The 11,621-nt window shown below is 70.6% G+C and carries 12 protein-coding genes; 4 read left to right on the top strand and 8 right to left on the bottom strand.

The annotated features are described in order from the left end of the window. On the top strand, positions 1–1,317 hold a 1,317-nt coding region (locus ABFS34_14170), incomplete at its 5' end, for a Na+/H+ antiporter NhaC family protein (GenBank protein ID MEN8376589.1). Between the two features lie 96 nt (positions 1,318–1,413). On the opposite strand, the gene ABFS34_14165 is transcribed toward ABFS34_14170, so the two are convergent. Then, complete coding sequence (locus ABFS34_14165; GenBank protein MEN8376588.1) at positions 1,414–1,599, bottom strand: hypothetical protein; 186 nt, start codon at positions 1,597–1,599, stop codon at positions 1,414–1,416. Between the two features lie 114 nt (positions 1,600–1,713). Here ABFS34_14165 and msrB point away from each other — a divergent pair, with 114 nt between their 5' ends. Then, on the top strand, positions 1,714–2,127 hold the full coding sequence (gene msrB, locus ABFS34_14160; protein MEN8376587.1) for a peptide-methionine (R)-S-oxide reductase MsrB: 414 nt from the start codon (positions 1,714–1,716) through the stop codon (positions 2,125–2,127). Further along, the gene (locus tag ABFS34_14155; protein ID MEN8376586.1) at positions 2,124–3,125 is read left to right on the top strand and encodes a hypothetical protein; all 1,002 of its coding nucleotides are present in this window, start codon (positions 2,124–2,126) and stop codon (positions 3,123–3,125) included. Before msrB ends, ABFS34_14155 begins: the two co-directional genes overlap by 4 nt. 10 nt (positions 3,126–3,135) lie before the next feature. On the opposite strand, the gene ABFS34_14150 is transcribed toward ABFS34_14155, so the two are convergent. Genes ABFS34_14150 through ABFS34_14135 form a run of 4 tightly spaced genes read right to left on the bottom strand, consistent with a single transcriptional unit; the run spans position 3,136 to position 6,616 of the window. After that, complete coding sequence (locus ABFS34_14150) at positions 3,136–3,345, bottom strand: heavy-metal-associated domain-containing protein (GenBank protein MEN8376585.1); 210 nt, start codon at positions 3,343–3,345, stop codon at positions 3,136–3,138. Positions 3,346–3,394: 49 nt separating this feature from the next. Then, positions 3,395–3,772 carry a DUF6010 family protein gene (locus ABFS34_14145; protein MEN8376584.1) on the bottom strand — a complete coding sequence of 126 codons (378 nt, stop codon included), beginning with the start codon at positions 3,770–3,772 and terminating at the stop codon, positions 3,395–3,397. Next, the gene (locus ABFS34_14140) at positions 3,769–6,324 is read right to left on the bottom strand and encodes a copper-translocating P-type ATPase (GenBank protein MEN8376583.1); all 2,556 of its coding nucleotides are present in this window, start codon (positions 6,322–6,324) and stop codon (positions 3,769–3,771) included. Before ABFS34_14140 ends, ABFS34_14145 begins: the two co-directional genes overlap by 4 nt. Continuing rightward, complete coding sequence (locus ABFS34_14135; protein ID MEN8376582.1) at positions 6,314–6,616, bottom strand: metal-sensitive transcriptional regulator; 303 nt, start codon at positions 6,614–6,616, stop codon at positions 6,314–6,316. The genes ABFS34_14140 and ABFS34_14135 overlap by 11 nt, the downstream gene beginning before the upstream one ends. A gap of 131 nt (positions 6,617–6,747) precedes the next feature. On the opposite strand from ABFS34_14135, the gene ABFS34_14130 reads away from it, so the two are divergent. Then, positions 6,748–7,287, top strand: coding sequence for a hypothetical protein (locus ABFS34_14130; protein ID MEN8376581.1), 540 nt, complete (start codon positions 6,748–6,750; stop codon positions 7,285–7,287). A gap of 5 nt (positions 7,288–7,292) precedes the next feature. On the opposite strand, the gene ABFS34_14125 is transcribed toward ABFS34_14130, so the two are convergent. From ABFS34_14125 to ABFS34_14115, 3 genes are all read right to left on the bottom strand, one after another. Further along, entirely contained in the window at positions 7,293–8,597 is a 1,305-nt protein-coding gene (locus ABFS34_14125) for a PEGA domain-containing protein (GenBank protein MEN8376580.1), read from the bottom strand. Between the two features lie 89 nt (positions 8,598–8,686). Next, the gene (locus ABFS34_14120; protein MEN8376579.1) at positions 8,687–10,243 is read right to left on the bottom strand and encodes a peptide MFS transporter; all 1,557 of its coding nucleotides are present in this window, start codon (positions 10,241–10,243) and stop codon (positions 8,687–8,689) included. A 142-nt stretch (positions 10,244–10,385) separates the two neighbouring features. Continuing rightward, positions 10,386–11,621 (bottom strand): GAF domain-containing sensor histidine kinase (locus ABFS34_14115; GenBank protein MEN8376578.1); only part of this gene is annotated, 1,236 nt, incomplete at its 5' end.

The raw sequence follows: 11,621 nt of genomic DNA, 5'->3' as shown, positions 1-11,621 counted from the left end.
GGCGCGGTGAGCGGTCAGTGGAACGTCCTCGACGCGTTCCTCATTCCCGCCATCGGCAGCGAGTCGTTCGCCTTCATCCTGCTGGTCTACCTGTGGGCGCTGGGCGGGCTGATCGGCCTGTGGACGCGCACCGGCGGGGCGCGCCACTTCGCGGAAGTGACCGGCCGGCGCATCGTGCGGGGGCCTCGGTCGGCCAAGTTCTTCGCCTGGTTGGTGGGCATCATCTTCCACCAGGGCGGGACCATCTCTACCATCCTCGCCGGCACCACCGTACGGCCGGTGACGGACGCGCAGAGGGTCAGCCACGAGGAGGTCAGCTACGTAATCGACTCCACGGCGTCTCCGGTGGCGACGCTCATCCCGCTCAACGCCTGGCCCCTGTACGTGAGCGGCCTGGTCGTCGGCACCATCCCGCTGTTCGCCACCGAGGCGGACGCGGTGCGGTTCTTCTTCCGATCGGTGCCGTTCAACTTCTACGCGCTCTTCGCGGTCACCATGACCCTGCTGTTCGCCTGGGACGGCATACCGTGGGTGGGGCGCAAGATGGCCGCGGCGCGGGAGCGGGCGCGGGCGACCGGGGAGCTGGACGCGCCGGGAGCGGAGCCCCTCGCGGCCGCCGAACTCACTGCCGACAAGGTGCCCGAGGGCTACCCGACGGGCCTGTCGGATTTCGTCGTGCCGCTGGGAGTGCTGATCGGGGTGGCTGCCTCGGGCGTGGTGCCGGGGCTGCTCGCGCGGGATCTCTCCAGCGTGAACGTCCCCATCGCGGAGGCGTTCGGGCTGGCGGTGCTGTCCGCGTTCCTGCTTTCCGTTCTCAAGGGCCTCAACGTCAAGGAAGCGATCAGCGGGTTCGTGGAGGGCTGCAAGGGCGTCACCATCGGCGCGATCATCCTGGCGCTGGCGGTCACGCTGGGGCAGGTCTCGCGCGCCATGGGCACCGCCGCGTTCCTGGTGGAAACGACCGCGGCCGCCATAGTCCCGGCGCTGCTGCCGGCGCTGCTGCTGGTCATCTGCATGGCGGTCGCCTTCTCGATCGGCAGCTCGTGGGGCACCTACGCGGTCGTCTTCCCGCTAGCCATGCCGCTCGCGTGGGCGATTGTCCCAGACCCCACCTATGTGTCGCTGTGCTTCGGGGCGACGCTCGGCGGAGCCGTGTTCGGCGACCAGTGCTCCCCCATCTCGGACACGACCATCCTGAGCGCCCTGGCTACCGGCTCGGACCTTATGGACCACGTGACCACGCAGCTTCCGCTGGCGATCATAGCCGCGGGGGGGGCCGCCGTCGTCTACACGGCGCTGGCGCTCCTGCTCATCTAGGCCCGGCCCGGCGACACGAAAAAAACCGCCCCGGTGCGAATCCGGGGCGGCCTACCCTACACGAAGGGGACGGATCGGACTCGACCCCGATCCGGTTCAAGCCTCGGTCCAGCCTCCCTCGGCCAGCAGCTGCTTGACCTTCTTCCCCCGCTCGGAAAGGGTGGTATGTATGATCACGCGAGCGTACGTGATTCGATCGTCCTCGGGCAGCTTGTCCACGATCGCGATCGGGGCTCCATAGCGAAGCAGGAGCCGCTTCGCGTCGCGTGCGACATCGTCCATCTGGCCTCCTTTGCGCTTGGCCTTTACAGGGGCGTAATTTAGTTGGTTCCAGTAATTTGGGCAATCGACAGAGCCATGAATAATCCCGACGAAAAGCCCCCGGCCCGAGAGGGTGTGAGCGACCCGGAAGACCTCCCCGGGACGGACGTCGAGTGGCGCGAGCGGTTGACGCCCGAGCAGTACGAGATCGCCCGGCGCGGGGGCACCGAGCGGGCGTTCACGGGCCGATACCACGACCACAAGGCCGCGGGCACGTACAGGTGCGTGTGCTGCGGGGAGCCGCTTTTCTCATCCGACACCAAGTACGATTCGGGCTCCGGCTGGCCGAGCTTCTACGAGCCGGTCGACGCCGAGCGGGTCGTATCGCGTGAGGACCGGAGCCTGTTCATGGTCAGAACGGAGGTTCTGTGCTCTCGCTGCGATGCCCATCTGGGCCACGTCTTTCCGGACGGCCCCGGGCCCACGGGCACGCGTTACTGCGTCAACTCCGCCGCGCTGGATTTCGAGCCCGCCGATGAGGAGGCTTGAGGTACGCTACGGGCGTGCGCCCGGGTCGGCCCCGTCGGTTGGCGGGGACGATCGGGTTCCTGCTCGTCCTCGGGGCCGTGGTCGCGCTCCTTCTCCTGCAGCGGGTAGACCCCGAGCGTGACACGACGGTCGCTCGGTTGGCCGAGATCGGCGTCGACCCCGTTCCTCACCTCGCCCAGGCGGCCCGCGGGCACCAGGCGTTGTTGTTCGGACTTCCCGTGGCCGACCGCGCCGCGTGGCGCGTGGTGATCGCGGCTACCGACTCGGTCGCGCGCGGGTCCGGGCTGGAGGCCGTGGGCGTCCCCGCCCCGGCGCGCCATCAGCCGGCGCTCGATCGCTACCTGGCCAGCTCGCCCGAGGAACCCAGCCTCCTGCCGCCGACCGAAGGCGAACGGGGCGCCGGGCTGAGGGACTTCTATCGCGCCATCTGGCGCCTCAACGACGATCTCGGCGCGGATCGCGCGGTCCGCCTGCTGGCGCTCCTGCCGGCCGACTGGCCGCCCTCCACCACGTCGTCGCCGGCGCAGGCCGTGCGCCGGTGGGCCGAACGGTCGGCGCACGCGCGCGACGTCCTCGTCGAGGCCCTGCTCCGCAGGGAACCGAGCGCGCGAATCGTGGTGGTCGCCGACGGCCTGGACGTGCTGCGCGGCGTCCGCGTGCGGGTGTCGGCGGGTGGAGGCGCAACCAGCTCGCCCGACGGCCTGGGCCAACTGCTGGAGGGGCGCTTCGGCTCCGGCCTGTACACCGTTCTGGCGGATGGCCCGCGGGAAGTGGGCGGCGGAGCGCCGGTGGCGGGATTCGGGGGCACCGGCTTCTACGGCGATGCCCGGCGCGTCTGGTCCGGCAGCGCGACGCTCGCGCCGCTCGCCGACGACGAAGGGCTCGGACAGGCCACGCTGTCGGCGCTCACGTGGCCGGGCGTCGAGGCCGAGCTGGAGCCGGCGCGTCCCGCGCTGGGAGGTATCGCCGACGCCTACGTCTATCCGGGGGGCGGCTGAGCGGACCCGGTCAGGCGAGCTCTTCCGCCGAGTAGCCTTCATCCATGACGGCGCCCACGAGCGCCGCGCGGTCGGCGCCCTCGTGCTCGACCTCAGCGCTCCCGCCCTCCAGGTCCACGCGCGCCTGCTGGACTCCCGGCACCGATTCCAACGCCTGGGTCACCGCGTGCGCGCAGTGCCCACAGCTCATTCCTTCAATACGCAGCTTCGTCTTCGTCATTGAAACGCCTCTCGTTCCTTCGTTTGCGCCGTCGGCTCCAGCCGGCGCCTCACGCCAGAAGATACCAGCCGGTCAAGATCATCGCGGCGGCCACGTCGTAGACCAGGCACAGGCGCGCGTACCAGGGCGGCGCAGGTGCGATCCCGTCTCTGGTCGTGTGATGGCGGGCGTCCCACGCGGCGTGCGCCAGCCAGCCCGCCACCAGCAGCCACGGCAGGGACGTGGCGCCGATCACCGCCAGAGCGACGAAGCCGATCGCCACGATCCACTGCAAGCGCTGCTCGCCCGCGCTCGCGGAGGGCAGCGCGAAGCCCACGTACACGCCGGCGGCGAGGCCGAGCAGGACCGCGAAGCCCACCACCACCGGTCGCCCGGGGAGCAGCGCGAGCGCGCCGAAGCTGAGCACGGCCAGCGCGGCGCCCCTCACGCGCGGTTGAGCCTCAGGCTGTTTGTCACGACGCTCACCGAGCTCAGCGCCATCGCCGCGCTGGCGATCACCGGCGACAGCAGGACGCCGAACGAGGGATAGAGTATCCCCGCGGCGATGGGGATGCCGATCACGTTGTAAAAGAAGGCCCAGAACAGGTTCTGGCGGATGACCGCTCGTGCCCGCCGGGCGATGCGCAGCGCCGCGGCCACGCCGCGGGGATCGCCGCCGACCAGGGTGACGTCGGACGCCTCGAGCGCGACGTCCGCGCCCGTGCCGATCGCCACGCCCACGTCCGCGCGAGCCAGCGCCGGCGCGTCGTTAACGCCGTCGCCCACCATGGCCACCACGTGTCCCTGGCGCTGGAGCTCCTCGATGACCTCCAGCTTGCCTGCGGGCAGCACGCCCGCGCGCACGTCGTCGATTCCCACTTCGCGCGCGACGAACCGCGCCGGGCCGTCCGCATCGCCCGTGACCAGGAGCACGTCCACGCCTGCCCTGCGCAGGTCGCGCACTGCCTCGGCGGCGCCCGCCTTCACGCGGTCGGCTATGCGAATCGCTCCAGCCAGCTTCCCGTCACGGGCGACGAAAACCGCGGTGGCTGCTTCTTCGTCGGTGGTCGACCACGGCGCCGCGTCCAGGCCCTGCTCGGCCATGAACGAGGCGTTGCCTACCGCCACGTGAACGCCGTCCACGCGCGCCTCCACGCCGCGCCCACCGTGCGCGCGGAATTCGTGCGCCTGCGCGGGCGCGACGGCGGCGGCCTCGGCCGCCTCGCGGATCGCCGCGGCCAGCGGGTGCGCCGAGCCCCGTTCCACGGAGGCGGCCGCGCCCAGAACGTCGGCCTCGGAGAAGCCCTCGGCGGCGGACACGTCCACGACGCGCGGGCGGCCCTCCGTGAGCGTCCCGGTCTTGTCCAGCGCCACGCGGGTCACCGAGGCCGCGCGCTCGAGCGCGTCCCCGCCCCGGTACAGCAGCCCGCGGCCCGCCGCCCGCCCGGTCGCGACCATGACAGCGGTGGGCGTGGCCAGGCCGAGCGCGCAGGGACACGCGATGATGAGGACCGTGACGAACGCCACGGTCGCGAAGGGCAGCCTGGGCACGGGGCCGACCAGCAGCCACGCGCCGAACGCGATCAGCGCGACGACCACCACCACCGGCACGAAGACCCCCGCGACGCGGTCCACCATGCGCTGGATGTCGGGCCGGGCGCCCTGCGCCTGCTCCACCATCCGCACGACCTGCGAAAGCGCGGTATCGGAGCCCACCCGGGTCGCCCGGATGCGCAGCAGGCCGTCCCCGTTCACGCTGCCCCCCAGGACGTCGTCCCCGCTCTGCTTGGCCACCGGCACCGGCTCTCCCGTGAACGTGGCCTCGTCCACGGCGCTCTCGCCGGCCAGCACCGTGCCGTCGACCGGCACCCGTTCGCCCGGGCGCACGAGCACCTCGTCCCCCACGGCCAGATCGTCCACCGAGACCTCGCGCTCGCGGCCGTCCTCGACGCGGATGGCGCGCTGCGGCTGAAGATCCACGAGGGCGTGAATCGCGCGGGAGGTGCGGCCCTTGGCGCGCGCCTCCAGCAGCTTCCCCAGCAGGACCAGCGCGATGATCATCGACACCGCCTCGTAGTACACGTCGGGCGGCAGGCCGGCGGCGCGGAAACGGCCCGGCGCGACGGTGGCGGCGGCGCTCAGCAGGAACGCGGCTCCGGTCCCCACCGCTATGAGCGTGTTCATGTCCGCGCTGCGGTGCAGGATCCCGCTCCACGCGCCGCGGAAGAACTGCCTCCCCGCCCAGCCCATCACGGCGGCGGTGAGGATCAGGAGCACCCAGCGCACGAGCCCGTGGTCGAGCGTGAAGACCCAGGGGAACACGCCCTCCGTGGCGCGCGCCAGCGGCGCCATCAGGCGGTGCGCGATGCCGGACCGGATGGCCCCACCCGCGTCCGCCATGAGCGGCATGGACAGCACCATGGAGACCACCGCGGCCAGCCCCGCGAACGCGAAGCGACGCCTGAGCTGGCCGATCTGCCGCTCGCGGAGCGCCGCCTCCACCGCCGCCGGATCGTCGGCGTCGACCGCGGTCACTGCGTAGCCCGCGGCGCGCGCCGCGTCCGCCAGGGCGCGCGGCGACAGGGTACCGGCGATGTGGGTGACCGTGGCGGTCTCGCGCGCCAGGTTCACGTCCGCCCGCAGGACGCCGGGCAGTCGCCCGAGCGCCGCCTCCAAGGGAGATCCGGTGTGCGCCGTCGCGAGGCCCTCGACGTGCAGCAGCGCGTCCGTCGTGGAAACGTCGTAACCCAGGTCCCGCACGGCGGCCACGATGTCGGCGGCCGAGCCGCCCTCCGCCAGCAGCACCCGCGCGCGCTCGGAGCCAAAATTGACCGCCGCGTCGGCGACCTCGTCCAGCTTCTCGAGACCGCGCTGGATGCGCGCCGCGCAGGCCGCGCAGGTCATGCCCGTCAGTGGGACGGAGAACGCCTGCGGGTCGGTCGTCTGCGCCCCTCCTCGCTCCGAGCCCGGGTGGACGGGCGCGCCGAGGTCAGCGGGCATGGCGGTACATGAGGTCCAGGACCTCGGCGTAGGTTCGCTCGGCCTCGTCGTCGTCCTCGCCCCGAAGCGCGTGCGTGACGCAGTGCCGGAGGTGGTTGCCCATTAGCAGCTTGCCCACTCCGCGCAGCGCCTCGTGGACCGCCGATACCTGGACGAGGATGTCGGCGCAGTAGCGGCCTTCATCGACCATCTTCTGCAGGCCTCTCACCTGCCCTTCGATGCGACGAAGCCTGTCGGTGGCGGTCTTGCGGATCTCGGGATCCACGGCCACGGCGTGTCGGTGCGTAGTCATCGCCCTCTCGTGCCTCTTCCGGGGTCCTGTGGCGGTACACATCATATATACCCCTGGGGGGTATGTCAAGCCATCGGCCGGCCGGGGCCACTGACGTTGTTCTCGCACCCGGCCTCCTGTACCCTTCCACCATGTTCGACGACCTACGGCAGGCGTGGCGTCAGGCGGTCCAGAATTTCTGGGACGAGCTGCAGACAGGAGGGGACGGCCACCCGCAGCTGCGCGTCATGCAGCGCGAGCTCGCCTCCGCCCGGGGCGAGTTGCGGCGCCTGGACGACGAGCGGGCCCGTTACCGGAACCGCCGCTCGCACGAGCGGGAGCAGGAGCAGGTTTGCGTGCGCCGGGAGGCGATGGCGCGCGAGATCGACGACGAGGAAACCGCCGACATCGCCGTCCGCTATGCCGAGCGGCACCGGCAGCGCGCGCAGATCCTGGAGCGGAAGCTGGACCTGCTGGATCAGGAGCAGACGCTACTGGCGCGCGACATAGACGAGATGGAGGCAGCGCTGCGGGAGGTGCAGGATGGGGCGGGCCGACTAGAAGACCTGGGTCAATCCAGCGTCGGTGCGGGACCGGACCCCGACGCGGCCGACTTCCACCACCTGGAGCAGGACCGGCGCGAGCGCGCCGCGGAGGAGCGGCTGGAGGACCTCAAGCGACGGATGCGCTGAACCGGTCAGCGCGCCAGCAACGCCTCCGCCTGCAGGAAAGCGTCGCGCAGAGCTGCGGCGACGGCGAACAGCGGCCGGGCCTCGTCGGTGGGGTCCCCGGGCGGTACCACGGTCCCGGAAGCGAACGTGCCAGGCGAGGGCTCCGCTATGGCCAGAAGCACCCCCACGGAGGCGGATTGGCCCGGAGCCAGCGTTAGCGGACCCGCCGAAACGACGATCCGGTAGTCGTCGGGCAGCGTGGGTTGGACGCCGATCGCCTCGTCCATGATCGTATCCCGCGCCCCCGTCGCGCTCACCCAGGGGTAGCCCGTCCGCTCCAGATCGAAGGTGTTGCCGCCCACCTCGATTCGGCGTATCCCGGTGACCTTCCAGTCCAGGTCTCGCGGCCACGCGTTCATGCGCACGGACGTGCCCGCCGGCAACTCGGCGATACGCATGCCGATCAGGCCCGGGCGCGCCTGCCATTCGGCGGAAAACGACGCCTCGGAGAACGCCGAGTCGTACACGTAGACCGACCGCCGGCCCGGGTCGGCGTCGTAGCCCACGAGGTCGTCCTCCGAGATGCCCACGTCCGCGTCCAGCGCGAAGCCGATGTAGGCGTCGTTGAAAGTCAATCCGCCCGCCGCGCCCGGATCCGCCAGGGCGTACGAGGTCCGGTCGGTCACGTTGGTGAAGGTCAGGCGAATCAGCAGCCCGTCCGGCGCCTCCGATCCGCCGATGACCTCCTCATCGATGCGGACCCCGCGCGCGCTGGCGAACTGGGTTTCGGAGACCGGCGGCAGGATCCACGTGGACTGGCGCAGCCGGAACGGCGTCTCGATGATCTCGCGCGCCGGCCGCCCGTACAGGATGGCGCCGTCGTACGGGCCCAGCGCGAGGGTGTCCCCGTTGGAGTCGATCGCCGCGAACATGGGCGCGCCGGTCGCCGCGTACGTATTCGGCGTCGCGGCCGGCCAGAACAGCTCGTCGTCGGAGCCGGTGAAGATCAGCGACCCGTTCGCCATGGAGCCGAAGAGGAGGTCGCCTGCGGTGTGCGCGACGCCCCCGCAGGGAGCGACGAAGCAGCGGAAGCCCAGAGGCGCGGAGAAGCTGATGACGGAGTCCAGCGACGGCGCGAACGCGGCGCTGACCTCGTAGCGGATGCCGTTCGAGTCCACGAACATCTCCACCGAGTGCGTTTCCGCGGTGAGACCCGACAGCGTGGCGGGCGTGAACTCGCCGGTGTCCACACCGTCCAGCACGATGGCCGCGCCGCTGGGATCGGAATCGATCACCACGTCCATGCCGATCTGCGGCGGGGTGGGGCGCACGGGATCGCCGCAGCCGGAGGCGCCGGCGACGATCCCGGCCAGCAGCAGCGCCGACGGCGCGCGGGCCGGAAGCGCGAATCGAGTCAGGATCAGTGCACGCCCCCCATGAGCTTGCGGATCGGGCCGACGAACAGGAGCAGCAGCACGCCGCCGGCCGCGGACACCGTCGCGACGGTGCCGAACAGCGTGGACAGCTCCATGGATTCGTAGAGTCCGGCGACCTGGCCAGCGATCAGGTTGCCGAGTGAAATGGACATGAACCACACGCCCATCATCTGACCCACCATGCGGTGCGGCGCGAGCTTCGTCACCGTGCTCAGGCCCACGGGGCTGAGCGCGAGCTCGCCGGTGGTGTGCAGGAAGTACGTCAGGACCAGCCAGGCCGGGCTGATCTGGTCGCCGGTGGCGATCGCCAACGTGGCGAGCATCATGGCCGCGAAGCCGGCGCCTACCAGCAAGAGGCCGAACGCGAACTTGAGCGGGCTGGACGGCTCCAGGTTCTTGCGCGCGAGCGCGACCCAGAGCCATGCGAACACCGGCGCCAGCGTGATGATGAACAACGCGTTGATCGACTGGAACCAGCTCGCCGGGATCTCCCAGCCGAACATGAAGCGGTCCGTGATGCGGTCGGCCACCAGGTTGAGGGTCGAGCCCGCCTGTTCGAAGCCCGACCAGAACAGCGCGGAGGCGGCGAACAGGAAGAAGATCGCTACCACGCGTTTCTTCTCCACGAGATCCAGGCCGCCCATGATCAGCACGTACGCGAAATACGCGAGCGCCAGTCCCGCGATCACCACGCCGCCCAGGCTCGCGAGCCGCGCGGCGGTCACGTTGATCGTCCCCGAGGACTGCATGTAGAGCCCGGCGACCAGAACCGCCCCGAGCCCCACCAGCGCGAAGAGCAGGTTCTTCCCGCGCGCCCGGGCCTCCGCCACGTCGCCGTCGAAATGCCCTGCGTCGCCCAGGTAGCGACCGCCTACCTTGTACCAGATCAAGCCAGCCACCATGCCCACGCCGGCGGCCCCGAAGCCCAGGTGCCAGTCGATCTTCTCGCCCAGATACCCCACCACCAGAGGAGCGAGGAACGCGCCCAGGTTGATCCCCATGTAGAAGATCGAGAAGCCCGCGTCGCGGCGCGCGCCGGCGTCGCCCGGGTAGAGCTCGCCCACCATCGTGCTGATGTTCGGCTTGAGCAGGCCGGTGCCGAAGATGATCAGGACGAGGCCCAGGTAGAACATGGCGGCCGTGGGCACGGCCATGGAGAAGTGGCCCAGCGCGATAACGACCCCGCCAATGAACACGGCGTTTCGCTGACCCACCACGCGGTCCGCGACCCACCCCCCGGGGAGCGCCAGCAGGTACACGAAGGACACGTACAGGCCGTAGACCGCTCCCGCCTTGGCCGTGTCGAAACCCATCCCGCCGTTGGCCACAGAGGCGGTCATGAACAGGATGAGGATGCCCCGCATCCCGTAGTAGCTGAAGCGCTCCCACATCTCCGTGAAGAACAGCACGGACAGCCCCTTGGGGTGCCCGAAAAAGGAGCGGTCGGCTGCGCCCAGGGCCGGTTCGGCGGTGGTTGCTGCCGGGCCCTGCCAGTCGTCATCGGTGATGGCCATGGAGTGGGTTGGTCTGTGTGCGTGCAAGCCGCCTCGGGCGGCGCGAATCTCCAGTCAGCGAACCGCTAACCTACCGACGCGGTTCGGTCGCGCGCGAGCCGGGATCCCTACACCGGGCCGCGCGCCGCGGATCCTGCCTCGCTCGGCGCCACCCGGAAGCCGGCAAGGGTCAGCCCTGCGACCCCGACGTCAGCCCGTTGCTGGGCAGCCGCAGGGTGAAGGCCGAGCCCTCTCCCGGCGTGCTCTGGACCAGCACTTCGCCCTTGAGCAGGCGCGCGATGCGCAGGCACAGCGCCAGCCCGAGCCCGGTTCCGCCGTAGAGCCGGGTGGAGCTGCCGTCCACCTGCCGAAACTCATCGAAAATCGTGTTGAGCTTCTCCCCCGGAATCCCGATTCCGGTGTCCCTGACCTCCCACTCCACCCAGCGGGGCGGGGCCGAGCCGCGGTCCCGATCGGCCGTCTCGGCAAACGGCCCGGCCGGGTTCTCCGTGACGCGCAGCGTCAACGTGACGCGCCCTTCGTGGGTGAACTTGAAGGCGTTGGAGAGGAGGTTCTCCAGCACCTTCTGGGCCTTGTCCGGGTCCGTCTGGATCGGCACCGGAGCCGCGGGTTCCTCGAACGCGAAGTCCACCGTCTGCGCGTCGACGTCCACTGCCTCGATGGCGCGCCTTGCCACGTCGACGGCGTCGGTGGAGCGCCAATTGACCGGGACCCGGCCCAGCTTGAGTTGGGACAACTCCAGTAGATCCCCGATCAGCCGCAGCAGGATGCCGGCGGAGCGATCGATCTTCTCCACGGCGTTGAGCTGCTTTTCGTTCAGGTCACCGGCGCTCTCGGATTTCAGCAGGTAGGTGTAGCCGAGAATCGCGGTGAGGGGCGTGCGCAGCTCGTGGCTGATGTTGGCCAGGAACTCGTTCTTCAGCTGGCGCGAGGTGTTGGCGTCGCGGACCTGCCGCCCCAGCTCCTCGTTCTGGCGACGGAGCGCCTGGTTGGCGCCCTGCAGGTCTTCGATCAGGTGTGCCTTCTCGGCGGTCGCGGCGAGCTGCGTCGCGATCAACGCCAGCAGCCGCCGCTCGCCGTCCTCGAATTCGTGCGCCTCGGCGAAGTAGAAGCTCAGCGCCCCCTCCGCCTGCCCGCCGACCTCCAGCGGGAGGCAGATCATCGAGGTGAAGCCCAACTCGCGCGCGGGCTCCCACCACTCCCTGAGGGCCCGGTCGACGAACACATCCGGGACCTCGACGGGGCGCTTCTCGGCCACGGCAGTGCCGGTGGGGCCGCGACCCACGCGCACCCTCAACTGGCCCAGAAACATGGCCGCGGACTGGGGCCAGTTGTGCGCGCACGAAAGCTTGAGCAGGTCGCGGTCGCCGGGGTCACGCAGGAACACCGAGCTGAACTGGGCGCC

It is taken from the genome of Gemmatimonadota bacterium (assembly GCA_039715185.1).
Lineage (GTDB): Bacteria > Gemmatimonadota > Gemmatimonadetes > Longimicrobiales > RSA9 > DATHRK01.
The sequence above is the reverse complement of the archived record's forward strand: the minus strand, read 5'-3'. Positions and strand labels throughout refer to the sequence as shown.